This is a genomic window from Pectobacterium atrosepticum (genome assembly GCF_000740965.1).
Classification (GTDB): domain Bacteria; phylum Pseudomonadota; class Gammaproteobacteria; order Enterobacterales; family Enterobacteriaceae; genus Pectobacterium; species Pectobacterium atrosepticum.
In genome coordinates, this window is sequence record NZ_CP009125.1 from 1,173,387 (window position 1) to 1,199,904 (window position 26,518).

At 51.5% G+C, this 26,518-nt stretch carries 27 protein-coding genes; 9 read left to right on the forward strand and 18 right to left on the reverse strand.

Annotation, left to right across the window (positions count from 1 at the left end):
• Window positions 1–20: 20 nt before the first annotated feature.
• Both rof and GZ59_RS05240 read right to left on the reverse strand, forming a co-directional pair.
• A complete protein-coding gene (gene rof, locus GZ59_RS05235; RefSeq protein ID WP_011092648.1) occupies window positions 21–281 on the reverse strand; it encodes a Rho-binding antiterminator in 261 nt (86 codons plus the stop codon).
• Window positions 268–468: a YaeP family protein gene (locus tag GZ59_RS05240; protein WP_039290563.1), complete on the reverse strand. Its 201-nt coding sequence runs from the start codon at window positions 466–468 to the stop codon at window positions 268–270. The genes rof and GZ59_RS05240 overlap by 14 nt, the downstream gene beginning before the upstream one ends.
• A 239-nt stretch (window positions 469–707) precedes the next feature.
• Here GZ59_RS05240 and GZ59_RS05245 point away from each other — a divergent pair, with 239 nt between their 5' ends.
• Both GZ59_RS05245 and nlpE read left to right on the forward strand, forming a co-directional pair.
• A complete protein-coding gene (locus GZ59_RS05245; RefSeq protein ID WP_011092649.1) occupies window positions 708–1,262 on the forward strand; it encodes a YaeQ family protein in 555 nt (184 codons plus the stop codon).
• Window positions 1,263–1,333: 71 nt separating this feature from the next.
• A complete protein-coding gene (nlpE, locus tag GZ59_RS05250; protein WP_039294768.1) occupies window positions 1,334–2,029 on the forward strand; it encodes an envelope stress response activation lipoprotein NlpE in 696 nt (231 codons plus the stop codon).
• Between the two features lie 72 nt (window positions 2,030–2,101).
• Here the strand turns inward: nlpE and mutS are convergent, their stop codons facing one another.
• Window positions 2,102–4,666: a DNA mismatch repair protein MutS gene (mutS, locus tag GZ59_RS05255; protein WP_039290565.1), complete on the reverse strand. Its 2,565-nt coding sequence runs from the start codon at window positions 4,664–4,666 to the stop codon at window positions 2,102–2,104.
• A gap of 557 nt (window positions 4,667–5,223) precedes the next feature.
• On the opposite strand from mutS, the gene GZ59_RS05260 reads away from it, so the two are divergent.
• Window positions 5,224–6,018, forward strand: coding sequence for a DUF4225 domain-containing protein (locus GZ59_RS05260; protein ID WP_039290568.1), 795 nt, complete (start codon window positions 5,224–5,226; stop codon window positions 6,016–6,018).
• Between the two features lie 14 nt (window positions 6,019–6,032).
• Here the strand turns inward: GZ59_RS05260 and GZ59_RS05265 are convergent, their stop codons facing one another.
• Complete coding sequence (locus GZ59_RS05265; RefSeq protein ID WP_039290569.1) at window positions 6,033–6,377, reverse strand: hypothetical protein; 345 nt, start codon at window positions 6,375–6,377, stop codon at window positions 6,033–6,035.
• Window positions 6,378–6,452: 75 nt separating this feature from the next.
• Window positions 6,453–6,932, reverse strand: a complete 480-nt coding sequence (locus GZ59_RS05270) for an Hcp family type VI secretion system effector (RefSeq protein WP_011092667.1) — start codon at window positions 6,930–6,932, stop codon at window positions 6,453–6,455.
• Between the two features lie 200 nt (window positions 6,933–7,132).
• Here GZ59_RS05270 and GZ59_RS05275 point away from each other — a divergent pair, with 200 nt between their 5' ends.
• Window positions 7,133–8,557 (forward strand): non-oxidative hydroxyarylic acid decarboxylases subunit C, encoded by a 1,425-nt coding sequence (locus GZ59_RS05275; protein WP_039290573.1) that lies wholly within the window; start codon window positions 7,133–7,135, stop codon window positions 8,555–8,557.
• 14 nt (window positions 8,558–8,571) lie between these two features.
• On the forward strand, window positions 8,572–8,799 hold the full coding sequence (locus GZ59_RS05280) for a non-oxidative hydroxyarylic acid decarboxylases subunit D (RefSeq protein WP_011092669.1): 228 nt from the start codon (window positions 8,572–8,574) through the stop codon (window positions 8,797–8,799).
• 80 nt (window positions 8,800–8,879) lie between these two features.
• Here GZ59_RS05280 and GZ59_RS05285 read toward each other — a convergent pair whose 3' ends face one another.
• From GZ59_RS05285 to fecI, 8 genes are all read right to left on the reverse strand, one after another.
• The gene (locus tag GZ59_RS05285; protein WP_011092670.1) at window positions 8,880–9,509 is read right to left on the reverse strand and encodes a glutathione S-transferase family protein; all 630 of its coding nucleotides are present in this window, start codon (window positions 9,507–9,509) and stop codon (window positions 8,880–8,882) included.
• Between the two features lie 193 nt (window positions 9,510–9,702).
• Window positions 9,703–10,470, reverse strand: a complete 768-nt coding sequence (gene fecE / locus GZ59_RS05290; protein WP_011092671.1) for a Fe(3+) dicitrate ABC transporter ATP-binding protein FecE — start codon at window positions 10,468–10,470, stop codon at window positions 9,703–9,705.
• Window positions 10,471–11,430 carry a Fe(3+) dicitrate ABC transporter permease subunit FecD gene (gene fecD / locus GZ59_RS05295; RefSeq protein ID WP_011092672.1) on the reverse strand — a complete coding sequence of 320 codons (960 nt, stop codon included), beginning with the start codon at window positions 11,428–11,430 and terminating at the stop codon, window positions 10,471–10,473. It lies immediately after the preceding gene.
• A complete protein-coding gene (fecC, locus tag GZ59_RS05300) occupies window positions 11,430–12,425 on the reverse strand; it encodes an iron-dicitrate ABC transporter permease FecC (RefSeq protein ID WP_039290577.1) in 996 nt (331 codons plus the stop codon). The genes fecD and fecC overlap by 1 nt, the downstream gene beginning before the upstream one ends.
• Window positions 12,422–13,336, reverse strand: a complete 915-nt coding sequence (locus GZ59_RS05305; RefSeq protein ID WP_039290580.1) for a Fe(3+) dicitrate ABC transporter substrate-binding protein FecB — start codon at window positions 13,334–13,336, stop codon at window positions 12,422–12,424. Before GZ59_RS05305 ends, fecC begins: the two co-directional genes overlap by 4 nt.
• A 217-nt stretch (window positions 13,337–13,553) precedes the next feature.
• Window positions 13,554–15,902 (reverse strand): TonB-dependent Fe(3+) dicitrate receptor FecA, encoded by a 2,349-nt coding sequence (gene fecA, locus GZ59_RS05310; RefSeq protein ID WP_039290583.1) that lies wholly within the window; start codon window positions 15,900–15,902, stop codon window positions 13,554–13,556.
• Window positions 15,903–16,120: 218 nt separating this feature from the next.
• Complete coding sequence (gene fecR / locus GZ59_RS05315; protein WP_039290587.1) at window positions 16,121–17,077, reverse strand: ferric citrate uptake sigma factor regulator FecR; 957 nt, start codon at window positions 17,075–17,077, stop codon at window positions 16,121–16,123.
• Window positions 17,074–17,595, reverse strand: a complete 522-nt coding sequence (fecI, locus tag GZ59_RS05320; RefSeq protein WP_011092677.1) for a ferric citrate uptake sigma factor FecI — start codon at window positions 17,593–17,595, stop codon at window positions 17,074–17,076. Before fecI ends, fecR begins: the two co-directional genes overlap by 4 nt.
• Before the next feature lie 292 nt (window positions 17,596–17,887).
• Between fecI and GZ59_RS05325 the strand changes: the two genes are divergently transcribed.
• From GZ59_RS05325 to GZ59_RS05340, 4 genes are all read left to right on the forward strand, one after another.
• Entirely contained in the window at window positions 17,888–19,510 is a 1,623-nt protein-coding gene (locus tag GZ59_RS05325; RefSeq protein WP_011092679.1) for an EAL domain-containing protein, read from the forward strand.
• A 120-nt stretch (window positions 19,511–19,630) separates the two neighbouring features.
• Window positions 19,631–19,972 carry a zinc ribbon domain-containing protein YjdM gene (locus GZ59_RS05330; RefSeq protein ID WP_011092680.1) on the forward strand — a complete coding sequence of 114 codons (342 nt, stop codon included), beginning with the start codon at window positions 19,631–19,633 and terminating at the stop codon, window positions 19,970–19,972.
• Window positions 19,973–20,108: 136 nt separating this feature from the next.
• On the forward strand, window positions 20,109–21,179 hold the full coding sequence (gene mltB / locus GZ59_RS05335; protein WP_011092681.1) for a lytic murein transglycosylase B: 1,071 nt from the start codon (window positions 20,109–20,111) through the stop codon (window positions 21,177–21,179).
• A 593-nt stretch (window positions 21,180–21,772) separates the two neighbouring features.
• Window positions 21,773–22,489, forward strand: a complete 717-nt coding sequence (locus tag GZ59_RS05340; RefSeq protein ID WP_039294772.1) for a sulfite exporter TauE/SafE family protein — start codon at window positions 21,773–21,775, stop codon at window positions 22,487–22,489.
• On the opposite strand, the gene GZ59_RS05345 is transcribed toward GZ59_RS05340, so the two are convergent.
• The 5 genes from GZ59_RS05345 to GZ59_RS05365 all read right to left on the reverse strand — a co-directional run bounded on the left by GZ59_RS05345 (window position 22,486) and on the right by GZ59_RS05365 (window position 26,419).
• Window positions 22,486–23,379, reverse strand: a complete 894-nt coding sequence (locus GZ59_RS05345; RefSeq protein ID WP_011092683.1) for a LysR family transcriptional regulator — start codon at window positions 23,377–23,379, stop codon at window positions 22,486–22,488. The two genes, GZ59_RS05340 and GZ59_RS05345, sit on opposite strands and share 4 nt — an antisense overlap.
• Window positions 23,380–23,458: 79 nt before the next feature.
• A complete protein-coding gene (locus GZ59_RS05350) occupies window positions 23,459–24,166 on the reverse strand; it encodes a GGDEF domain-containing protein (RefSeq protein WP_011092684.1) in 708 nt (235 codons plus the stop codon).
• Window positions 24,153–24,605 carry a DUF1987 domain-containing protein gene (locus GZ59_RS05355; RefSeq protein WP_011092685.1) on the reverse strand — a complete coding sequence of 151 codons (453 nt, stop codon included), beginning with the start codon at window positions 24,603–24,605 and terminating at the stop codon, window positions 24,153–24,155. Before GZ59_RS05355 ends, GZ59_RS05350 begins: the two co-directional genes overlap by 14 nt.
• 1 nt (window position 24,606) lies before the next feature.
• Window positions 24,607–25,161 (reverse strand): SiaB family protein kinase, encoded by a 555-nt coding sequence (locus GZ59_RS05360; protein WP_011092686.1) that lies wholly within the window; start codon window positions 25,159–25,161, stop codon window positions 24,607–24,609.
• 13 nt (window positions 25,162–25,174) lie between these two features.
• Complete coding sequence (locus tag GZ59_RS05365) at window positions 25,175–26,419, reverse strand: SpoIIE family protein phosphatase (RefSeq protein WP_011092687.1); 1,245 nt, start codon at window positions 26,417–26,419, stop codon at window positions 25,175–25,177.
• Window positions 26,420–26,518: the final 99 nt, after the last annotated feature.

The window sequence follows — 26,518 nt, forward strand, 5'->3', positions numbered from 1 at the left end:
TAAATGAAAGGAGAAGTCCATCAGGATTCGCTGACGACGACCTTCCCTATTTCGGGATGACTGAAACTGACGATGTGATCGAGGCGCAGTTCGCGCGTTGTACCGGAGGCTTCAATCACCAGATATTCGATCTGCTTACGTGAGATCATGTCACTGGCTTTTCCGGTCACAACTTCACCATTGCGTAGTTCCAGCGTCAGCGTCAGATTCTGCTGACAGGTGGCTTCCAGGCTGTCGTAATCATCACAGTTGATGGGTTGATATTCATTACTCATTGACATAATCACTCACCAATAAGTTAGCGGCGGCAAAAGCTGCCTGTTCCCTGACGGAGGATGGCAACGCCTCATTTGCGGCAATGCTATCCAGGGTTTTCAAAACACAACCCAGCGAATCGGGTATATAGCCCAGAGCGCCACCGGCGATCTCTGCGTATAAGCGACGTACTAATTCACAGTATTCTTGCACTATATTCTCCCTTGAAAGCTTAGCTCGGTAGATATTCATGCATCATCACTCGCTGTGGTGCGCGATGTTGTAAGCCTACGAAGATAAACTCTATTTATCAAACCGACTATAGCATAGGGATTAACAGGATATCAGTAGTCCTTAGAGGCCTAATCTATCGGTTACGTGGCAGATATCACCTTTACTGTGAGGATGGCGCTAACTCAAGTAAACTAGGGGGAATAAAGACGAGGTCACTGATGGCATTAAAAGCAACGGTTTACAAAGCAGCAATCAATATTGCCGATATGGATCGGAATTTTTTTCACGACGCGAATCTGACGATAGCGCAGCATCCGTCTGAAACTGAGCAGCGTATGATGCTGCGACTTTTAGCGTGGATTTGCCATGCTGATGAAAACCTGCGCTTTACCAAAGGGCTTAGCGCAGATGACGAGCCGGAAATCTGGCGACGTAATGATACGATGGAGCTGGAACTGTGGATTGAGCTAGGCCTGCCGGATGAAAAGCGGCTGAAGAAAGCCTGCAACCAGTCCCGTGCAGTTGTGCTGTACGCCTACAACGAGCGTGCGGCACAGGTTTGGTGGAGTGCCATATCGGGTAAAGTCTCCGGGTACAAGAATCTGACTATCCGCTTTTTAGATGATAATCAACTAGCTCAACTTGCCGGACTGGTTCAGCGCACCATGTCATTGCAGGCAACCATTCAGGAAGGCACGATCTGGTTGTCTGACGATAAGAATAGTCTTGAAATAGCATTTTCTGAGTGGAAAATTCCTCAGACTCAGGGATGATAACGAGTTGGGGTACGTTCCAGCGCATGGGTAAGAACGGGAAAACAGGACAGAGGGACAGAAAAATAATGATGAAAAAACTGGCTATCGGTGTGCTGTTGATAGCAGGGATTTCTGGGTTGATCGGGTGCCATACCCGCTCACAAGTTCAGGAAGAGCCCCTTAAACCAATGGCGCAAAGTTATCGTGGCGTTTTACCCTGTGCGGACTGCGGAGGGATTGATACGTCACTGTTTTTGGAAAAAGACGGGACATTTATTCTGCGTGAACAGTATCAAACGACGCGAGAAGGTAACAACACGTTCGCTTCCTATGGGCAATGGAGACGCACCGCGGATAAGCTGGTGTTGACGGACAGCGCGGGCGAAAAACGTTACTTCCGCCCAGTTGATGGCACCCTTGAAATGTTGGATCAACAAGGTTTGCCCATCAATTCATCTCTTCCTCGTCAGTTGACGGCAACCGAGCAGCCGCTGCCAAACACGCCGATGGTAATGAAGGGAATATACCGCTATATGGCGGACGTCGCGACCTTCTCTGACTGCGCGACAGGAAAAACCTTTGTGATGGATGACAGCGCGGAGTTGGAAAGACAATATTTTCGCGTGAGAGATCAAGCTGCTGAACCAGTATTACTTGTTCTAACTGCGCATTTTGCCATCATTCCGTCGATGGAAGAAGGGCAGATGGTGAAGGCCGTTGTCCCTAACGGCAGCGATAAAGCACGTATGAAGGCGCGAGCAAACTGCGATACACAGATAGACTGATTCAATGTTTAAAAGAAAAAGGCACTGATTTTCAGTGCCTTTTTGCTATTTATTAGCCCGCGCTGACTCGCGTTAGAGCATTTTCTTTAGCTGATACAACCAATCCAGCGCCTGACGTGGCGTAAGCGCATCAGGATCGATGGCTTCCAGCGCTTCAATCGCCGGTGACGGTTCATCAGTGTTCAGCAGCGCTAGCTGCGCGCCATCGATATGGCTGGATGATGCATTATTCGACAACGTTTCCAGCTCTTTCAGTTTCTGGCGTGCGCGTTTAATCACTTCTTTTGGTACTCCTGCCAATGCGGCAACGGCAAGCCCGTAACTTTTGCTGGCTGCGCCATCCTGCACGCTGTGCATAAAGGCGATGGTATCGCCGTGCTCGCGTGCATCTAAATGGACATTCACCACCCCTTCCATTTTTTCCGGCAGGGTGGTCAGCTCAAAGTAGTGCGTTGCAAACAGTGTCATCGCTTTGATGCGGTTTGCCAGACTTTCGGCGCAGGCCCATGCTAGCGACAAACCGTCATAGGTTGAGGTGCCGCGGCCGATTTCGTCCATTAGCACCAGACTGTTTTCCGTGGCGTTGTGCAGGATGTTCGCCGTTTCGGTCATTTCTACCATGAAGGTGGATCGACCAGATGCCAGATCGTCTGCTGCACCCACGCGGGTGAAAATACGATCGACCGGACCAATGACCGCCTGATCCGCTGGCACAAAGCAGCCGATATGCGCCATCAGCACAATCAGCGCTGCCTGACGCATATAGGTACTTTTACCGCCCATGTTGGGGCCGGTAATGATCAGCATACGACGCTGTGGTGACAGTGACAGAGGGTTCGAGATAAACGGCTCACGAAGTACCTGTTCGACGACCGGGTGACGACCACCTGCGATTTTGATGCCGGGTTTGTCACTCAGCGTCGGACAGACGTAATTCAGCGTATCGGCGCGTTCCGCCAGATTCGTCAGGACATCCAACTCGGCCAGTGCTGCCGCACTTTGCTGGAGTTCCGCTAAATGAGGTAACAGTAGGTCGAAAAGCTCATCGTAGAGTGCTTTTTCCAGCGCCAGCGCTTTGCCCTTCGAGGTCAGAACCTTGTCTTCGTATTCTTTCAGCTCGGGAATGATATAGCGCTCGGCATTTTTCAGCGTCTGGCGGCGTACATAGTGGATCGGCACCAGATGGCTCTGGCCTCGACTCACCTGAATGTAATAGCCGTGCACACCATTGAACCCGACTTTCAGCGTATCAAGCCCCAGTTTTTCACGTTCACGAATTTCCAGACGGTCCAGATAATCGCTGGCACCGTCAGCCAGTGCTCGCCACTCATCCAGTTCCGTATGGTAACCCGGCGCGATAACGCCGCCGTCGCGTACAAGGACTGGCGGTGCTTCGACAACGGCGCGTTCCAGCAAATCGCGTAGTTCATCAAATTGCCCAATAAGGCTGACCAAACGGCGAACGGAATCAGTATCCAGCGGCGCAAGCTGTTCGCGGATATCGGGAAACTGCTGGAAAGCATGGCGCATTCGAGCCAGATCGCGCGGACGTGCCGTGCGCAACGCGAGGCGCGCCAGAATACGCTCCAGATCGCCGACCTGCCGCAGGTAGGGCTGCAGATCCGGTGTGATTTCCTGCAATGCGCTGATAGCCTGCTGACGCTGCTTAAGCGCATCAATATCGCGGCTAGGCATGTGAATCCAGCGCTTCAGCATCCGGCTGCCCATCGCTGTTACGGTGCAGTCCAGTACGGCAGCCAGCGTATTTTCTACGCCGCCTGACAGGTTTTGCGTCAGTTCAAGGTTACGGCGAGTTGCCGCATCCATGATGATGCCATCCTGTTGGCGCTCCATTGTAATGCCACGAATATGCGGCAGCGAGGTGCGCTGTGTGTCTTTCGCGTATTGCAGCAAACATCCGGCGGCTCGCAGCGCGAGCTTTGCCTGTTCTACGCCAAAACCGGTCAGATCGCGGGTACCAAATTGCAGGTTAAGCTGCTGGCGTGCGGTATCGGGTTCAAATTCCCACATCGGACGACGACGGAGCCCATGACGATTGTCGATCAACTCCATGGACTCAAAGGATTCTGGGTAGAGTAACTCTGCTGGATTGGTGCGCTGTAATTCGGCCGCCATGGTTTCCCGATCGGCGGGTTCACTTACGCGAAAGCGTCCAGAGCTGATGTCTAGTGTGGCGTAACCGAATCCCCGACCGTCCTGCCAGATTGCTGCCAGCAGGTTATCCTGCTTTTCCTGCAATAGCGCTTCGTCGCTGATGGTTCCTGGCGTGACGATACGCACGACTTTACGTTCCACTGGCCCTTTGCTGGTGGCGGGATCGCCGATCTGTTCACAGATCGCGACGGATTCGCCCATTTGCACCAGTCTGGCAAGGTAGTTTTCAACGGCATGGTGAGGAACGCCCGCCATCGGGATCGGTTCCCCTGCGGAAGCGCCGCGTTTCGTCAGCGAAATATCCAGCAGTTGAGAAGCCCGCTTGGCATCGTCAAAGAACAGCTCGTAAAAATCGCCCATACGGTAAAACAGCAGGATTTCCGGATGTTCAGCCTTTAACCTAAAATACTGCTGCATCATCGGAGTGTGGGCAGTGAAATCCTTGTCGGTAGAATCTTTCATATTGATTTTACTCAGTCTTAACGCTTTGGTTCATTCAGATGATGGCGTAGGGTCGATGTTAAATCTTGCCAATGGCTCGTCACCTGAGCATTGAAATGGAATGCCAGAAGTATACTGACTGGCAGATGAAAAACATCACCTGCGAGTGCGCTATCTTAACATTGATGGCAGTGATTTGGCGTCAGACGACGTTACCAGACTGAGACAGGGATGCGTATGCGATTTTTCCTCTATTGCTCAGGCGCGCGATGCGGCTCGCAAGTTTGCCCCGAATCCTTAAGTCAATGAAGTGAAGATCGAATGCGGTCTGAGGCTATCACTATTGTTAAGCTGATAATAGGTGGGATTTTTGCCCAACGTCGCGATCATTCATAAGGTAAGATTGACACAGAAAAGTAAGGTATCAGCCTCGATAACGGGTTCAAAGCGCTTGCTCGTCAGGAATTGAGAAAGCAGGGGATTGAGCCGAAGGGGCGAAAGTTAGCTGATTAGCAGAACAGATAAGCAAGGGAATGGATGATGGTTCTCAATGTTCTTTAACGTCAAGGATGCGAGATATGGACAATTACCTAAATAGAAATAGTGTTAATAATCAATATTTTTTGGCTATGGCTCAGGCAGCCTCGTTTGATCTAATAAAGACAGCCAGAATTGTTTCCGCTCGTCATATTAACGATCTCTTTCTTAAAGCAAAATTTGAAGACGAAATTCGACGTTTTTCTAATGGAAATCTGGACATCGTTAGAAATGCCAGTAGCTCATCGGAATGTCAGGTTGCTATTAATAATATCAAGGAAGAATGTGCCAATATTGAAAAACAAGGAACAATGCTTTCTCTTGAAAAAGCCAAGGTATTTATTACCATCAGCATGGAGAAAAGAGATAAGGAATTTGGTTATACAATAAATGCAATCGGTGTAATTGTTGGTGGTGCCCAGTTTGTTTCTGGAGTTGGAATCGCTTATGCCGCGACTGGTTATTTAGGTCGATTTATTGGGGCACATATCGCTCTAAATGGAGCAAGTTCACTTAGTGAGAGTATTTTTCATCTTATTGGGCGTGAGGATTCAGTAGGATTTATGAAGTCTGGCTATGTACGTACAGCAGAATTTTTGGGGTTTGATAAAAGATCAGGCTTGTTGGCTTATCATTCAGTCGATCTTGTCACTTCATTCTATGGTATCGTCAAATTAACGCTGAAACCTGATGCCTGGAGGCTTTTTCGATATATTCCCAGCGATTATTATAGAAAAATAAATACGATGAGCAGAGCATCGCTGATGTTGAAGATGATCGGGGCTGGAAATAAGATACGAATAATGTCTGATATATATAAAGATGACTCTCTTTAAGATAATAGGCTGGATCAGCCCATCTTACCCTTTCTCTTTAGGTAGGAATATGACTTATATGCCAATTTCATTGGCCCTATGTGATAAACTAAAAAAAGAGAAAGCATCATGACAAAAAAGTAAACAAAGAATTCAATTAAATCAGCTCGTGTGTTAAAAATAAAATTAATGGTAAATGCAGCTATTATAACAACAAACAAAAAGCACCCGTTATAAAACCGTGTTCGTAATGTATGAATCAATCTCTGTAGCGTCTCTTCACTATCCTCACCACGAGAGATTATCTTTCTCATGAAGTTAATATCATTCTGTGTGAAACCATTCGCTAAGAGTTCCTTTTCTGTCTCTTGGTCATTCATGGTTTTTTCTCCTGGTTTTTATTATATTTTATAGGGTGTAGCAATATTTGAACACTATCACCCATCAATTATGTATTAGTAAGTCGAATCAGTCCATAAGAGGAAAGAACTGGTTCTTGCTACCACATGCTCCCATTCGATTGATGCAAATTTAAACGAAATGCTTTCCTGTGGCTGGGTTTCATTATGTGTTAATGAGTTAGGATAGAAAAACTGAATGTCATTGATAATGGCGTCTCTTAGCACCATTTTAAAATAGAGTTCGTTGCCACCGGATTGGGACGTTCTGTAAAACAGAAATTCACAGGTTAGTTTTTCGTTATCACCTAATGCCTGTGCCAGAAGAGGCGTTGCCTTATCTATCGGTTTTCTGATTTCCACAGGGTTGAGGGAAACATTATCCTGCCGAGTTATTCTATTCATTAACTCATAAACAAAAATCTCATCTTCATGGGAAGTCTGATATTTATTGCCAATCGAGTCTGCACTTGAACAGCCCGCAGAGATAAGACCTTGCGTTACGCCAGTGAGTTTTAGATAGATCAAATTTGCCATTATTTATTCCTTAATATTATCCATAATCCTGCCCCATAAATCCTTTTTCCTTATGGGAGGGTAATTTCTGCATTTTTTGGTAAATGAGTCAATAGCCGTTACCGCGCATTGCGCGAGGCGGTTCGCACGTTTCTTGCAGCATCATAGGTAGCAACTAGACTGATTATTCTGTCACTCATTCGGAAGAAAGGAATCTGGATATGGCATTTGATGATTTACGCGGTTTTTTAAACGCACTTGATGAAAATGGCCAACTGTTGCATATCGATGAGGAAGTTCAGGCTGAGCCAGATTTGGCCGCTGCGGCCAATGCAACGGGACGTATTGGGGAAGGGGCACCCGCGCTATCTTTTACGAATATTAAAGGATTTGTTGATGCACATGTCGTTATGAATACGATAGGTTCATGGCCGAATCATGCCATCTCTATGGGATTACCGGGAAATACACCGGTAAAACAGCAAATTGATGAGTTCATTCGCCGATGGGATAACTTCCCAGTTGCGCCGGAACGACGCGAGAACCCGCCGTGGGCAGAAAATGCATTGGAGGGGGATGGCATCAATCTTTTCGCTCTCCTGCCATTGTTCCGTTTAAACGACGGTGATGGCGGTTTCTACCTGGATAAGGCCTGCGTTGTTTCACGCGATCCCGACGATCCCGAGCATTTCGGTAAGCAAAATGTCGGTATTTACCGGATGGAAGTCAAGGGCAAACGTAAGCTGGGCCTGCAACCGGTGCCGATGCACGATATTGCCATGCATCTCCGGAAGGCAGAAGAGCGCGGCGAGGATTTGCCCATTGCTATTACCCTCGGTAACGATCCCATTATTACGCTAATGGGGGCAACGCCGCTGAAATATGATCAATCGGAATATGAAATGGCGGGTGCGCTGCGTGAAAGTCCGTACCCTATATCTACTGCACCGCTCACCGGTTTTGATGTTCCCTGGGGCTCCGAAGTTATTCTGGAAGGCGTGATTGAAAGCCGTAAGCGCGAAATTGAAGGGCCGTTTGGTGAATTCACTGGGCATTATTCTGGTGGCCGTAGTATGCCCGTGGTGAGAATTGATAAAGTGTCCTATCGCTCTAAACTGATTTTTGAATCTCTGTACCTTGGTATGCCTTGGACCGAGGTCGATTATCTGATTGGCCCCGCAACCTGCGTGCCGCTCTATCGGCAATTAAAAGCGGAGTTCCCAGAGGTTCAGGCAGTTAACGCGATGTATACCCACGGATTGCTGGCGATTATCTCCACCAAAAAACGATATGGAGGGTTTGCTCGTGCAGTAGGGTTGCGTGCCATGACTACACCACACGGACTGGGATATGTGAAAATGGTTATCATGGTTGATGAGGATGTTGATCCCTTTAACCTTCCCCAGGTCATGTGGGCACTGTCTGCCAAAGTGAACCCGGCTGGCGATCTGGTTCAACTGCCGAATATGCCTGTGCTGGCGTTGGATCCGAGCTCAAGCCCAGCAGGTATCACCGACAAACTGATCATTGATGCTACAACGCCCGTCGCGCCGGATATCCGTGGTCACTACAGCCAATCCGTGAAGGATTTGCCTGAAGCCAAAGTCTGGGTTGAAAAACTGTCTGCCATGCTGGCGAATCGATAACTAAGGAGTGATAAATGGTGTGTCCACGTTGTGCCGATGAGCAGATCGAAGTGATGGCGACATCGCCAGTGAAAGGCGTCTGGACGGTATATCAGTGCCAGTGCTGTTTGTATACCTGGCGTGATACCGAACCGCTGCGCCGTATTAGCCGCGAGCATTACCCTGAAGCTTTTCGTATTACGCAGAAAGATATAGCGGCGGCGCTTGAGTTTCCCGCTATTCCGCCCTTGTTGACGAAATAGGTGGTGTTGAATTAATCATCTCAATCGTGGTTATTTTTGAACGCGATGCGCCGTGTTTCAGGGTACCTCGCGTTTATTCTTTATTCTGCGCTTGCTTCAATATCCTGGACTTTTCGCCAGCTAGTCAGATTTTTCAGCCGCTGTGAATAGCGTTGAATATTGGGGAAACGTTCAGCAGGAACGAGTCGTTCCACGACGGTATTAATAACGAAACCCAGCATAATATCCGCGCCGGTTAAGGTATCACCCACAATAAATTCTCTCGAAGCCAGCGTGTCGTCTAAAAATGAAAAGACTTTATCGAATTCGTTGTCAGCGTAACCCTCAAGGAAATTCAGTGTGGTTCCGGTATTCTTTTCAAATTCGCCAAAAATCTTCAATAAAACCGGCAGCATCGCGGAGCTTTCTGCAAAGTGTATCCATTGAAGATAATCAATATATTCGGCTGCGTTTGCATCTGGCGCTAAGTGTCTCGCATGGCGATTGATCAGGTATTCAACGATCGCACCAGATTCTGCGATGACTTTTCCATCCTCTTCAATCAACGGTGATTTACCTAAAGGATGTATCGCTTTCAGTGATGCGGGTGCCAGATGCGTTTTTTCATCTCGCTGATATCTGACAAGCTCATAAGGTATCCCGGCTTCTTCAAGCAACCAGAGGATACGAACAGACCGTGAATCATTAAGATGGTGTAATTTTAATCCCATATTACGTTTCCTTAAATTCTGATGGTTTGAGCTAATCGTCATGATGTTGCCCCACGACGTGTATTGATTCCATGTAGTACACGTAGAGTAGCGATTCCGTTGGCTTTCGGCTAACAAGGTTATTTTCGTAGAGGCATAAATATTTTTATGAGGTTGCTGCGTTCATCTTGATGGATAAGAACATGATCCGCGCTCACTTCACCACACACATTGGTTGACCTGATACCGGCTCTGCATGGATCTCCGCATCGATGCTGAACACTCGTTGCAGTAATTCCGGTTTCATCACTTCGTGCGGTGAACCCTGCGCTATCACGCGCCCATCCGCCAACATCACCAGATGATCGCAGTAGCGGCTGGCCTGATTCAGATCGTGCAGGACGGTTACCACCGTTTTTCCAGCCTGGTTCAGTTCGCGCAGTAGCTTCATCAGTTCCACTTGATGATTGATATCGAGGTAAGTCGTCGGTTCGTCGAGCAGTACAACGGGGGTATCCTGCGCCAGCAGCATTGCCAGAAACGCCCGCTGCCGCTGTCCGCCGGACAAATCGGTTAGCCGTTTGTCGGCCAGCTCGACGATGTGCGTTTTCTCCATCGCGAACTGCACGCGCTGGATATCGTCTTGTGATAACCGCCCCCACAGCGATAGCCAGGGGCTGCGTCCGTAGGCCACCATATCACGTACGGTAATCCCTTCCGGCGTCAAATGCTGCTGTGGTAACAGCGCCAGATGACGTGAAAGCTGGCGAGCAGAGAACGCAGATAGCGGCTTGCCATTGAGCTGAATAGCACCGGATTCTGGAGTGAGCAGCTTGGCGAAGCACTTCAGTAGCGTTGACTTTCCACAGCCGTTGGGGCCGAGCAGGGCGGTAATTTTTCCCGCAGGCAGCGACAGCGACAGGCCGTCAAGAATACGTTTATCGCCATAACCTGCCGTCAGGTTTTGTGTGGTGAGTTCCATTTATCGCATTCTCACGAGAAGCCAAAAAAACCAAGGCGCACCGATAATCGCGGTTAGCACCCCGGCGGGTAATTCCATTGGTGGGTTCAGCGTACGCGCCAGCAGATCGGCAAGTAGCAGTACCAACGCACCAGCAACGGCTGAAGCAGGAAGAAGCCAGTGGTGTCGTCCTCCCACCAGATAGCGGATCAGATGCGGCACGACAAGGCTGATAAACCCGATGGGCCCGCAGACGGCCACGCTAGTCGCGGCGAGCGCTACTGCCAGCGTCAATCCCCAGAACTGAATACGCCCAATATTGACACCCAGCGTACTGGCACGGTCGTCGCCTAGTGCCAATAAATCCAGATCGCGGCAAAAGCGCAGGCTGATCGGAATCAGTACGCAGAGGACGGGTAGCGCGACCATGACGAATGACCAGTCGCGTCCCCATAGGCTCCCTGTTAGCCACAGCAGCGCGTTGTTGACATCCTGCGGGCGGGAGAGGATCAGATAATCGGTGAGGCTTGCCCAGGTAGCAGACAGCGCAACGCCGATGAGCGCCAGCCGCATGGGTGATGATGTTCCCGCGATAAGTCGCAGAAGTAGCAGCCCGGCGATGCCGCCGATGAACGCTAGGACCGGCAACCAGATCACCGGCAGTGAAGGCACCAGCATTAGCGCGCTGACAGTTGCCAGGCTTGCCGCGTGATTTACGCCGAGAATATCCGGCGAGGCTAGCGGGTTACGTACGATCCCCTGAACCAACACGCCGGAAATTGCCAGCGCTGCACCGACGAACAGCGCCAGTAGCACGCGGGGCAAGCGATACTGCGTCAGTACGTAATGATGTTCGTTGGCGTTGTACCAACCGCTCATCAACGCCGACCACGGTAGCGGAATTGCTCCCATGCGCAGCGCCAGAACGCTAGTGGCGAGTAACAGCAGCGTAATCGAGATAAATACAGTGACGGGGCGCATTATCCTCGTTTCCTTGCCAGCCAGACAAAACAGGGGGCACCGATCAGTGCCAGTACCGCGCCGGCAGGCAGTTCGCCCGGCCAGGCGAGCGCACGGGCAAGCAGATCGGCCAGTAGCATAAATGCCGCGCCCATCAGCATACTCATGGGCAGCATTTTTCGCTGGTCGTACCCGATCCAGAAACGTGCCAGATGCGGTATTAACAGACCGATAAACGCCACCGGACCGGCTACGCTCACGCAGGCACCGACTAATACCAGCACTGCCAGATTCAAGACAAGGCGTAGGCGACCCAAGTTGACGCCCAGCGTATGGGCGCTTACGTCACCAATATTCAGTAAATTAAGCTGGTTTGCCATTAGCAGGACAACGGGGATGACGATGATGACAAAGGGGAAGAGTTGCCAGAATTCCACCCAGCGTGCGTGCGATACGCCACCCGCCAGCCAGTAAAAAATGCCATAGGCGTGATCTTCCGCCAGCAGCAGCGTGATGCGGGTTAAGGCCATGCACAGGGCAGAAAGCGCGACACCTGCCAGAATCAGGCGATTACGATCGAGCGTTTGTCGCCAGCCACCGCCCGCCGCCATCACCATCAACCAACAGACACCGCCGCCGCAGGCGGCAACCAAGGCGATGGGATAACCGGAAAGTGAAGACGTGAAAGCGCTGGTCAGTGCCATCGCTAGCGCTGCGCCGCTGTTGATGCCGAGCAGAGAAGGAGAAGCCAGCGGATTATGGGTCAGAGTTTGAAGCAGAGCGCCGGACAGCGCCAGACTGGCGCCGATCAGTACGGCAACCAGACTGCGGGGCAGGCGCAGGTTGAGCACTAGCGCCTCCAGTAGCGAAGACGGCGATCCCGTTATCAGCGCTTTGATGGCACTGAGCGCGGGAATAGGGATCGCGGAATAACAGAACAGGCTGAGCCAGAACACGCCCAGCAGCACCATTATCGGTAATCCCCAACGCCAGAACGGATGGAAATTTTGCCTCATTGCTCGCTGCTGATGCTAACGGGCTGATGTTTAAAAATCTTCACCGTATCGCTGCCGACGCGTTCTGCGGCAAAGATACCGCGCATCCGCGCCCAGGCGTTGCTGTCGACCGCGGCAATCTGCTGTTTTTGCTGTGCTTCCAGCATGTTCCAGAGCGTATCCTGCTGCCAGCGTTTCACCATACTCTCTTCGCGATAGTGCGTCACAATCAGCCACTGTGGGTTAATCGCCAGCAGCTGTTCCAGATTGATGGAGGCCATCGGCGCATTATTGATAGGTTTAGGCACGCTCAGACCCAGAGCAGCCAACACGCTGCCGGTGTAGGCCTCGCTAGAATACAGGTTAAACTGCTGTTCGCGCGAGGTGCCGAAAGCCACGCTCGTGCCTTTGGGAAGCTGGTCTGCGTAGGCTTTCATTGTCTCGCGATGCTTAGCAAGACGAGCCTGCATCGCGCTGTCTTTCCCTAATACCTTGCCGATGATCTCCGCCGAATGCAGGTTTTCCTCATAGGTTTCGTTACGTGATTTCAGCAGCAGTACCGGAGCGATAGCCTTCAGCGCCGTGTAAATACCGCTATGGCGGCTGCTGTCGGCGATAATCAAATCAGGCTTCAGGGCGCTGATGGCTTCCAGACTCGGCTGCGCGCGCGTTCCCACGGAGTGCCAGGGTTTAAGGTGTTCACGGACTTCCGCCAAGATCCGGTCTGGATCGTTGTCATCGGCGATGCCGACTGGGCTGACGTTTATCGCGGCCAGCGCATCGGCAAAAGAGAGCTCCAGCACCACAACGCGCTGAGGCGGCATGTCGAGCGTAAAGGAACCCTGTTCATCCTGCACCGTTACTGCATTGGCGCGACTCAGTCCGAACAGGCAAAGCGTGGTAATTAGTGCAATGCGAAGTAGAGCAAACATAGCGTAACTCCATCAATATACCCGTCATACTTCAAGTTGCATGTGCGTTGGCTGCGTTCACTCACCCGAATCACTTACCTGAGTAAGCTCATCGGGATTCCTTCCCTTGCCGCCTTCCTGAAACTCGAATTATTTAGGGTATAGTCATTATCGTGATTGAATAAGTCATGATCGTCAGTCAGGCTGGGCATCTGCCCGGTGAGCGAGAGCGTGACAGTCAGAATTTCAGCGAGCCCTGCATATAGAAGGTGCGGGGTTGGCCAGCGTAAATACCTTTGTTGTTGTCATCGCTGTTCGAGCGCGTGTAGTAATCGTGGTCGAACAGGTTTTTCACACCAAAGGCCAAATTGAGGTCAGAGAACTGTGGGCCGAAGTCGTAGGCTGCACGAGCGCCCCACAGCATAAAGCCGGGGATACGTCCGGCGCTGCCATCGGCGCTTTCGGCAACGGTGTTGGTATTATTGGCAAACTGGCTGGACTGGAATTCACTATTCAGATTGAACGTCCAGTTGCCCGGTTGGTAATCGACGCCGAATCCGCCCCGGTGTTTTGAAGAGAAGGGCACCTGATTACCGTAGGTGTCGCCCGCTTCGAGAATTTCAGCATTCACATAGGCATAGCGCGCATAAACCGACACGGTGTCTAAACGGGGGGACAGGTCGGCGAGATGATAGCGAGCCTGCGTTTCCAGCCCGGAATGGCGGGTTTTCCCACGGGTAGTGACGGTATCGTTGGTCTGGTTGGAGTCATACTGGTTATTAAAGTTGACCAGAAAGACGCCCATTTCTGCCGTTAGCGCACCATCGTCGTAGCGGGTGCCGGCTTCCCAGGTTCGCGCTTTTTCTGGTTCCACTTTGCCGCTTTTAGCAGCCTTGCCAATTCGGCTGTACTGTACGGTGCCGAATGATCCTTCGGTGTTTGCATAAAGATTCCAGCTGTCGTTGACGTGATAGAGAACGTTCAAGGCGGGCAGCGGCGCGTTGTAGCTGACCGCTTCGCCCGTGCCTTTCAGCGTATTGTCCTGATAAGATTTGATGTGCTCTATGCGCATACCCGGCGTAATTGTCCAGTTGCCAATATCAACGCGATCGTCGATGTACCACGCGTGCGCTTCTGTACCCGCGCGGGTTTCGCGGTCGATGGTGCTGTTGGCACTGGGTAGCGTCTTGCTGGCGGTACTGGTGAAATAACGCACTTCGTGGGTGGATTCGCTGACATAGCGGTAACCTACCCCCACTTCATGAGCGGACGAGCCGAGGGTAAAACTTTGGCTGTAGCGAGGCTCGATGCCGCGCACCCAATATTCGCGTGGCGACAGCGTGAGAATCGACCCCTGCTCCAGATAACCGCTGCGCAGCGTGCGCGTGTAGAAGCTCTGAATGTTGAATTTATGCTGCTGATCTGGCTGGTATTGATAGCCAAAACTGGCAAGCTGACGACGTCCCCAGAAGCGATCGTACGGACGCGTTGACTGCCAGCGGTCAGCATTATAATCGGCACGCGACAGGCCGCCCGGCATATCGGCGCTGCCATCGTAATATTGCAGCAGGCTGTTAAAGGTGTGCACCTCGTTCGGCGCGTAGCGGCTTTTCAGCATGACGTCGTCAATACGCGTCGCGCTATGCTCACGCCAGTCGCTGCCGCGCGTGCCGGAATAAAGCAATGCCGAACCAAAACCGTTATCGGCCGTGCCGCCAACCAACAGGTTGTGGGTTTCTTTCGGGTTGTGCTGTGAAGAGGTCGGGCTGTGTTGGCCTTCTACGCCAGCGCTAATGCCAAACTCTTTCGGGATCGCGCGGGTGACAAAGTTCACGACGCCACCGACACTCTGTGGCCCGTAGCGTACTGCGCCGCCGCCACGCACGACATCAACGGCGTCCATATTACCAAGCGAAATCGGGGCGAGAGAAAGCTGTGGCTGACCGTAGGGCGCAAATGGTACCGGAATACCGTCCATCAGAACGGTGGAGCGGCTGGCCAGACGCGGACTCAGGCCGCGGATACCAAAGTTCATAGCCAGATCGTGGCTTCCCGTACCGTTATTTTCTGGCGCATAAACACCGGGTATGCGGTTTAAGACATCGCGCATCGTGGTGGCACCGGTCTTGGCGAAGTCTTCACGGCGGATCACATCACGCGCGCCAGCGTGTTCAAAGACATCATTTTCACGGGCTTCACCCAGCCAGTCGCCAACGACCGTCAGCGTTTCTTCGGCTGCCGTCGGGATTGGTTCCAGCGTCCAGGCGTTATCACCCAACGCTTTCACTTGCAGACCGCTACCCGCAAGCAGGGCTTTCAGGCCGTCATTAACGGTGTAGTCGCCGTGCAGGCCGCTACTGCGCTTTCCCTGTGTCAGGCTGGCATCCACCGACAGCGTAATTCCGCTGCGCGCAGCATAGTGGTTAAGTGCCTTGTCTAAATCGTCAGCCGCAATATCGTAGCGTGCGGTGGCGGGCGCAGTGGCTGCGTAGGTCATCCCTGTCGTGATACCGACTGTCGACAGCAGGCTGAGCTGTATCGCTATAGCTAAAGGTGTTGCTTTACGAATGGCGCGTAAGGGCGTCATAACCTCTCCATCATCATTTTTTTGTATTCATATCCGTCATACTTCAAGTTGCATGTGCGTTGGCTACGTTCAGTCACCCGAATCACTTACTTGTGTAAGCTCATCGGGATTCCTTCTCTTGCCGCCTGCCTGAAACTCGAATTATTTAGGCTATATATTTAAGTCGAACGAGAGGGAGAAAAAGGACAATCAAGAATGATAATTTTTTTCGTTATCGTTTAGTTTGCGGGAAGGATATTGACCCAATAGCGCGTAATGTACTGAATTTTAACTGGTAGTGTTTTCTCAATGACCTGTAAAACCGTATCGGTATTTTTCAGCGGGAAGGTGCCGCTTAAGCGTAGCGTTGCGACCTCTGGGCTACAGCGCAGCACGCCGTGACGGTAACGCGAGAGGGTCGCCATCACATCGCCGAGCGGTTTATTACTGAAGCTGAGGATACCCTGCGTCCAGTTGCTGTTTTCTTCATCTGCGGATTGGGTTTCACCCAGTTCCCGCGCGCTGAAGCGCAGGCTTTCGCCCTGACGCACGATGCGTTCTTGTGTCGGATCGTCTGCCAGTACGACTTTCACCGCGTGCTGTTGCACGCTCAGCAAAGTGCTACCTTCTTCCTGACGTACCGTAAACTCGGTGCCCAGCGCGGTCAGTTGCCCCTGCCGTGTCTGCACATAGAAAGGGCGGTTGTTGGCATCCTGCCCGGTGGTCATCGCGATTTCACCATACCAGAGATGAATGCGCCGCTGTTGTGGATCGAAACGGACATCGACGGCGCTGTTGGTGTTAAGCGAGAGCAATGTCCCGTCTTCCAGACGCTGCTGGCGAATCGCGCCTTTAGCCGTGGTGTAGTCCGCTCGCAGGCTCGTTCCGGTATCGGAACGCCAAAGTTGCCAACTGCCGCCCACGCCTAACAGCAGCAGCATGCCTTTCATCACACGGCGACGGGTTAGCTGGGTATCCTGAAGCGCGCGGTGTGCGACGTTACCCGGCACGACATTCATCTGACTGCGCAGGCTTTCTACCTGTAACCAGGCCCATTGGTGGTCCCGATTTTGTTCATACCAGCGCTGCCATTTCTCGGTTTGCTGTGGGCTCACACGTTCGTCGCTGAGCACCGCATACCAATGCGAGGCAGAGCGCAGCGCCTGACGTTGAGACTCTGTCAGCGGAAGACTCACAGTCCGTGCTCCAGACGAAATAGCAGGCAATGCTCTGTGGCTTTGGCAACGTACTTTTTGACTGAACTGATGGAGACATTCAGCCGCGTGGCGATCTCAGCGTAGGCCATGCCGTCAAGCTGAGAAAGCAGAAACGCCTGTCGCGCTTTGTGGTTCAGACCATCGAGCATGAGATCGACCTGCTGGAGCGTCTCAAGCTGCTGTTGCTGGATCTCTGGGGAGGGCGCAAGCGCTTCCGGCAACTGCGCCAGCCTATCCAGATAGGCTTTTTCCAGCGCATTGCGGCGAAACAGATCGACCATCACGCGTTTGGCAACGGTACACAGGAAAGATTTGGGGTCGCGGATTGTGGTTAGCGACTCGCCGTTCATCACACGCAGGAAGGTGTCCTGAGCAATGTCATCGGCATCAAAAGAAGATTGGAGCTTGCCTGTCAGCCAGTGCTTCAGCCAGCCGTGATGCGAACCATAGAGTGATTCAAACGTCAGTTCGGCAGAAGTGGTAGCGTGGTCAGACATCATGGTCAGAAGCAGAAAAGTGTATCGGCGGTCAATAATAGAGCGCTATGTTAATATGATAATGGTTCTCATTACAATATAATCACGGTAGGATATTGCTCCAAAAAAAGTGATAGAAAGTAACTGGCTGTTTTTAAAGCAAATAAAGATATTGTCTTCATGTTGTCGAGGCTCGCTGAGCCAGACAGTTATCGAAACGCTAAAATCATAATTATTTAGTATATCCATAGATTGTCGGGAGAGGTTGTGTGCTATGTTGGCTCTCTCGTGATGATGATACGTCGCCCTTCCTATGAGAAAGAACCTGTTAGCTTATTTTCAAACGCTCTATTTTAAGAAAGGTTTTTTCTTACTATCCTCCAGCCTATTTTTTATTCTGGCCTCGCTTTTTGCGTTGGCGCTGGTTATTCATTCGATTTTCACGCTCAAACAGTTTGAAGGGGATGTAGAGACTTTTTCTAATCTCACGCTTGAACATGCTGGCGAAATAATGGGGCAGGCGACCTCCGCGCTGGATAGATTAGAAGAATATAGCCTGCCTTATTGTGACAATCCGCACCTGAATGTGCTCCGCAGGGTGGCTTACGACAACGATTATATTCAGGACGTGGTCTATATCGACGGGAATCGGCCTCGCTGTTCTTCGATGCTGAACGAAATTAATACGATGTTTCTTTCCGAACCCGATTTTGTCTATAAAAACGCCTATGGGGTTTGGTATAACGTTGAAAGCCCGCTGAATAGTAATAAGAGAATGATTTATGTTGGCGCAACGCGTCATCTTGTTGTGTTAAATCCGCGTTCATTTCTGGATGTTCCCTCCTATAGCCATAATATCCAGTGTGCATTGCTGGAGAGAAAAAAACAGGATGGGCAGGTTATCTTGTCGGACTCGATCAGTGACGGTGTTTTTCCCCGCTTGGTAACGGGAGAAAATCGAACCGATAGGTTTTATATTGATAATAAATATTATGTTCTGAAACCGCTATCAAACAGTAATCTTGCTCTGGTGGTGAGTGCAGATAAACCCGTGAGTACCGCACGCTATCTGACAATTTTTTTCTCTGCTTTGCCTCTTTTCCTTCTCCTTTCCCTGCTGCTTTCCACGCTGATATCCCGACGAACACTGACTCTCCAGAGCCCGCTTTATGTTCTTAATCAGGCACTGAAGCAAAAAGAGTTTGAATTGCATTATCAGCCGATTATTGAACTGAATACCGCTCAGATTGTGGGATGTGAAGCGCTGATTCGTTGGCGTCATTCGGACGGGCGCTTAATTATGCCGGATTCCTTTATTCCCATGATTCGTCAGATTGGGTTGATGAAAGAATTGACGTTATACGTTATTGATGAGGCACTACAAACGGCCAACGTACTGAAGAAAATTTACCCTGAGATGTTTGTCTCCATCAATCTTGAGGCGGCGGAATTCGAGGATATTTCCATTTTCAATTATCTCGTGGAGCACATTGCCGCACACGATCTTGAAGGGACGAATATTAGTGTCGAATTAACGGAATCATCAATGATCGAACCACAGAAAGCCGGACTTATGGTGGAACTGTATCAACAAAAAGGCATCGACGTTGCCATTGATGATTTTGGTACCGGATATTCTGGGCTATCATATCTTGAGCGAGTCAAAGCCAATACGCTTAAAATCGATAAGTCTTTTGTCTGGAATATTAATAATCATTCCCCCACCGACATTGTGCTGTCCCATATTGTCAGCATGGCCCATTGCCTTAACCAACAAATTGTTGCCGAAGGCGTCGAGACCCCCATTCAGGAGGCCTACCTGAAAAGCCTTGGCGTAGCTTATGCACAAGGCTGGTTGTATTCCAAAGCGCTCACGCAAGAAGCCTTAATTGCGTTTCTGGCAGCAAGACGGGAAACCAGGTCAGGTGGGCAGTAAAGTCGCGATAAACGCTGCTTCACTATCAAAAATGTGCATAAAAGGGTAAAATATCGAAAATATGGTAGTTACCTAATGATATTTATTGCTTTTTTATTGTGTATTTTTCAGGAGTTTATCATGCAACAGTTACCTCATTGTCCAAAATGCAGTTCTGAATACACCTGGCAAGAGGGCGAAATGCTCAACTGCCCTGAATGCGGAAATGAGTGGTCGGCGGCAGGTGATGCGGCGGCGCAGGATGATGCTTTAGTGGTAAAAGATGCCAACGGCAATCTGCTGGCGGATGGCGATACGGTAACGGTCATTAAAGACCTGAAAGTCAAAGGCAGCTCGACCCCGCTGAAAATCGGCACCCGCGTGAAAGGGATTCGTCTGGTGGAAGGCGATCACAACATTGATTGCAAAATCGACGGTTTTGGCCCGATGAAGCTGAAATCCGAGTTTGTGAAGAAAAACTGATTCGGGTGTGATGGTGCGCGCGGGTCTTCCATTTGGTTGGCGCGCGGCACTTTTTCACCTCTGGCTGGTTTTTTCACATCAGACAATCCTTTACCATAGCTGATATTGATTTCTTACCTGGCTATACGGATATCTGATGCGTCATTTGGTTCGTTTTCTCCCTCTGCTCGTTTTGCTCTCTGCCTGTAGCAGTCAGCCAGCTCCTCCTCCCACAGAAGCGCCTTCGGGGAATCCTTTCAACGGTGGTTTCCTGCTTGAACCTGCACACAATGTCCATCCGTTGGGCGGTGATTTTGCGACTAACGCCGCCACTGCGCGATTTGTCGATAAAATGGTGCAGGAACATGGCTTTAATCGTCAGCAATTGCATGATGTGCTGGTACAGGCGAAAAGTCTGGATTGGGTGATCCGTCTGATGGATAAACAGGCTCCGACATCACGGCCACCTTCAGGGCCGAACGGTGCCTGGAACCGTTACCGCAATCAGTTTATTACGCCTGACAACGTGCAGAACGGCGTGGCGTTCTGGAATCAATATCAGGATGCGCTACAGCGTGCCCAGAATATTTACGGCGTTCCTCCTGAGATCATCGTCGGCATTATTGGCGTTGAAACCCGCTGGGGCAGAGTGATGGGGAAAACGCGCATCATTGATGCATTGGCAACGCTGGCGTTTGATTACCCACGACGTGCCGATTACTTTGCGGGCGAGCTGGAAACCTTCCTGCTGATGGCACGTAAAGAAGGCAACGATCCACTCAGCCTGCGTGGTTCTTACGCGGGTGCGATGGGCTACGGGCAGTTTATGCCTTCATCCTTCAAGAATTACGCCGTGGATTTCGACGGCAACGGACACACCAACCTATGGGATCCGGTGGACGCGATTGGCAGCGTAGCCAATTATTTCAAAGCGCACGGCTGGGTGAAGGGCGCGCCTGTTGCGGTGCCGGCAAACGGTCAAGCGCCGCTACTTCCGAACGGTTTTAATACCCGTTACTCGCTCACTGAACTTCAGGCCGCAGGGCTAACGCCACAGCATTCGCTGGCGGGATACAGTGAAGCCAGCCTACTGCGGCTGGATATCGGAACGGGATATCAATACTGGTACGGACTGCCGAACTTCTACACCATCACGCGCTACAACCACAGCACGCACTATGCGATGGCCGTATGGCAACTCGGTGAAGCCGTAGGCCGCGCGCGTTAAGATATTTTGTGGGTGCTGCTTATGCCGTATCCGTCTTCTCTTTCGCAAGGGAAGATCCTTATACACAATGTAAGGACGCCATCGGGTCTGGCCGTTATCCGGCGTAAGAAATTATGCTGAGGAGATAGTAGGCTTAGGATGAGCCGCATGGACGCGGCGAAAGCTTGCGCCACGTCGGACAAAAATGTCAGAGACGTTTTTGAACAGCACTTGTGCTGGCCCGTAGGGCGAGCCCCATTTATGGGGCGAGTAAACGTGTCGCAAGCGGTCCGTTAAGCCTGATACCGACGATGGCATCGCGCAGCGACATAATTTAGCCGGAAGCCAGGGTTCGCAGGGCGGCGGCGACTGAGCGCCCTGCGTCGGGCGCGTGCTACGAGGTAGCATGAAATAACAGCATTATGGCGCACGAAACGGTCTCTGAGCCTGCATAAATATGTGACTCCAAGACTCTCAATCCTCCCTTTGCCTCCAATTTTCCTTGAATCAGCCTCAATACAATCCGCATAGACACCCGCCGCCACCTTATTGGAATATTCGTTCGTGGGGTCTTTTGTAAATCAACCTGTTGCAAACCGAGGCAATCAATGACGATGATGGTGGTGTTCCTGCTGGCTGGCATGGTGAAAGGTGTGATTGGCCTGGGATTACCGACAATCGCCATGGGGCTGTTAACGCTGGTCATGCCAGCAGCCAGCGCAGCAGGGTTGCTGATTATTCCTTCGCTGGTGACCAACATCTGGCAGCTCGTCTGCGGCCCGGCCTTTCTTAGCCTGATTAAGCGGTTTTGGACGCTATTTGCCGGAATCATTATTGGGACGTTATGGAATGGGCTGCCCGCGCTCACCTCATCGTCGTCATGGACGAGCGCAGCGCTCGGCGGCATTTTGGTGGTTTACGGCCTCTGGGGCATCGTGGCGACCACCTTGCCGCAGCCGGGACGCCATGAAATCTGGCTCTCGCCGCTGGTGGGCTACATCACTGGTGCAATCACAGCGGCAACGGGAGTCTTTGTGATTCCTGCCGTGCCTTACCTGCAATGTCTGCGACTCAATAAAAACGATCTGGTACAGGCGTTGGGGTTGGCGTTTACCGTCTCCACGCTGGGGCTGGCGTTACAGCTCATGCGGGGGAGCGGGCTAGAGGGCATCGATCTCTGGCAGTCGTTGCTGGCACTGATTCCCGCGCTACTCGGCATGATGATAGGGCAACGTTTGCGCCACGCGATTAGTGAACTGCTTTTCCGGCGCTGCTTCTTTATCGGACTGATTGCACTGGGTGGATACATGGTGGCACGCGGGCTGCTCTAATCCGCATACGCTTCGGTAATAAACGCCACGAAATCCTGAACGTAGCCGGGCAGAGCGGAGAACTGACGGGCGCAGATAACCAGATTGCGCGTCGCCCAATCGTCTGACAGCGGGATGGTGTGAACCTCTAGCCGTTCCATCATCCGCTGTGCCGCATGTCGCGGAAGAATACCAATGCCGATACCGCTGTGAATCACCTGCATGACGGCATCGAAACTGGCTAGGCGCACGCGATAATTCAGGCGTTTTCCTAGCTTTCTGGCATGTTCATCAATGTGTTCCTGCAACGCAGCACCTTCACTAAGCCCGACAAATTCGGCGTCGGCGATGGCGGAAAAGGCAAGCGGCGTTGTGCCAGACCAGATGCTGGTACGAGGAACCACAACCACCAGTTCATCCTGACGGAACGGGCGAGTCTCCAGTCCGTCTAGCGTCACGGAATCGGCCACAATGCCGAGGTCGGCGGTTTGATTGCGGATCGCATCAACGATATCGCGGCTGAGCTTTTCATTCACCGCTACGGATATCTGCGGACAAACCACCAAATAGCGGCCAAGTAGGGCGGGTAAATATTCATTCAGCGCTGCCGAGTTACACAACAGGGGAATGTGGCCGCGTAGCCCTTTGCCGTATTGGTGTAATTCGCTGCGCATATGTTCTACCTGACGCAGGATAATATGGGCATGGTGCGCGAGTGAAAAACCTGCGTCGGTAAGCGAGACGCCTGCTTTTGATCGCAACAGCAGCGGTACGCCCAGTTCCTCTTCCATTCCCCGTATTCGTTCGCTGGCGGCCTGCACGGTCAGGCTGGATGCCGCTGCACCACCGGTAATGCTGCCTGCTTTCTGAATATTGAGAAACAGCCGAAGATCGGTTAAATCGAATCGCATAGGGGAATCTGTCTCGGGTGAGCCGATACCCACTATTATGGTCGCGAGTCAGGGCGACGGCAATCGCCCAGCCTGTGACTTATTGAAACTCCACCCTATTTCTTCCTTTCTCTTTGGCTTTATAGAGCGCCACGTCTGCTGCACCGTATAGCGCATCAAAACTGGTCTTCTGCGGTGCCCAACTGACGCCGAAGCTGGCAGTAACGCGCTGCTGTGGCAGCACGCTGAGTGGCATCCTGTTGAGATCCTGATGGAGTTGGCTGGCGAGGGCGACGGCCTGCATGAGCGTATGTCCTTCCAGCAGGATCGTGAACTCTTCACCGCCGACGCGACCAATGCTGCTCGTGGTATTCAGGACGTGCTGTACACGTGATACCAGATCGCAGATCACGGCGTCGCCGGTAGGGTGACCATAGGTGTCATTCACCTGTTTGAAGTGATCGATATCCAACACGATGAGCGCTGCCTGATTGCGTTCCAGCGCGTGGTTTATGCGTTCAATAATCGCGCCACGGTTATACACGCTGGTCAACGGATCGTGGCTGGCTTTGTACTCTAACTCGACCGCCAACTGATTGAGCTGCGCATTCAGACGATTGAGCTCTTTCTCTGCCCGATCGCTGCGTGAAATCAGGCGATGCGACTCTCGTACCAATCGCTGGTAGTGATCGGTTAATGCCATTAGCGTATCGCGATAGACTTCTGCTGGCCTTTCCTGCTGGTTAGCAATGTTGCGCGCGGCGAGCAGAATGTCATATTCCGGTGTAAACAATTCAATTGTGCTCATGGTTATCACTCAAAATCGTGCTGTGAAAGGTCAGGGCAGGGAAATCGATGTGGAGTTCTTCACCAAATTCTTCTGCAATGTCGTCGTCTTTGTCGTAATACCAATACAGCGCAATAGAGAGCGCCTGTTCAGCCGCTTGGTTAAGCAGGTTGAATAAACTGAACAGCATCTTGGTGCTGGAGCTGTTGAAGTAAATCAGGGAGACGTGTATTTCGATGCTCGGGAGTGCCTCATCCGGTGGCATCGTTTCTGCGCAGGTCGTCAATGCATGCAGATATGCCTGAATCTCGGTGAGCAGCGGGCGATAAAACGCCGCCGCATTCTCAGGATAAGATTCGCCGGAAAGATAAAGACGGTGTGTGTCAAAGTGGAAATCAACTGCCGGGGTACAGGATGTCCCCGAAATATGGAGGTTGCTTATGGTCGTTATATTTTTCATGTCAAATGATTGCCTTCAGATAAAACGTAGATAGCCCCGTTGATGCGTCGGCCCGAAACGTAAACTGGAGTGGCTCACTGGCATCACGCGCTACGGTTAACAGCCCCATATCCGCGCCTTTACTTGATGACGGGGTTTCATCACGCAGAGAGACTTTGTAGGCGAGTCGGATTTCATCAAGCGTCATACCGCGCAGCGGTTCAAGACGTCCCCGCAGCTTCTCGACATCGTCAGGGCGTACCGGATTAGCGCACAACAGGAAGTATTTCCCATTTTCGTAACCCAGACACACGGAGCCATGACGAACCTCGATGGGGCTCTCAAGAGCGGTTAACTGTGTGGCGGAATAGCGGGTGATGTTCTGTACCATTTCCACGAATGTGGAGAACAGCCGGCGACGGATACCAGCGGGAAGCTGCTTTTTCTCCAGCTGTAGCCGCATGGTTTCAGCCAGTGAACTGATGATGTTTTGTGAAAAATAGCCCACGTAATACAGCGTGATGTCATGCTGATGAGAGGGCGAAAAGAACTCGGTGTATTTGATGTTTGGCATCATTCTGCCTACCTGATTAAACAAAAGTCGAACAATGTCGGAAGCCCCAAAATGTTAAATCGTCTCGTCGGGTCTGATCGCCCTGGTAGATCTTGTGTGCTGACAGGAGTTGGTTAGCCAGCTCACGCATAGGTTGGTTTTTATAGTGCTGTAGGTGCTCCTGTAGTCGACGTTTACCAAACATAATCCTGCGTTCTCCGCCAATTTGATCCGTCAATCCATCCGTGGTGATGAAAAACATATCGTTGTCATGAAGCGGCAATTCGTAGCTCGACCACTGGTAGTCATAAGGCGTTTCGGTATAGCCGATACCCATACGATCGCACTGGAGTGGTGTCATCTGTCCGGTGTGGCGTTGCAGCATGAAGGCTGGCATCCGTGCACCGGAAAACGTCAGCGTGTTTCGCGTCATATCGCAGAACACCAGCATCGCATCGCAGCCGTCATTAGAGGTAGAAAGCTGCCGTGATTCGCCGCGTTGCCCCAGCGTATCTTTGATGTGGCGGTTGATCGCTTGCAATAACTGCGCTGGCAACATTGGGCCGTGCTGTGTGAGTGCCTGTTCCAGTGCGGAAGAAAAAATCAGCGTCATGAATGCGCCGGGTACGCCGTGCCCGGTACAGTCCGCGACGGCGGCCAGCCAGCCGTTTTGATAGGTTTTAAAGGCATAACAATCGCCGCCGACGCAGTCCCGTGGCTCCCAGGCTAAGCACCAGTCAGCGAGCGAGCGGGACATCGCCTGCGTCGATGTCGTCAGCATCGCGGCCTGAATCACGCTGGCATATTCGATGCTTTGCATAATCTGTTGATGTTGACGCAGGTGCATATCCGATACGGCCTTGATCAGATCGATACCGAGTCCGATACCGATATAGCGTCCGTTCTCGGTGATCATAAAGCCGTCCGTCAGCGATTTATCACCGGTAATGACCGTTTGATCGGCGACGTCGTTCAATGAGGCCAGCGCATCAACGATCAGCGGGTTTTTATCCATAAACGCGATGCAGCTCTTTTTGTCATACAGTTCGCGATAAAAAGGCCGGGACATCTGCGAGAGGAAAATATGGCGGTTGATTAAGCCGAAAGGGCGTCCATCCTCAACGACAGGCAGGCTGACCCATTCTTTATTTTTACTAAACAACTGCAATACGGTGGCATTGTCGGTGTTGGGAGAAACATCCGGCAAAGGAATACAAAGATCTCGCGCCACCGGAGTACCCCGGAGGAGTGGTCGGGCGCGAGGAACGGACATGGAGATCATGGTTAATCTTTGGGCGGATTTATCTTTAAGTAAAAATACCTGCCCTTGATGACCAAATGATGACAATTCCCGTCATACTTCAAGCCGTAGGTGCGTTGG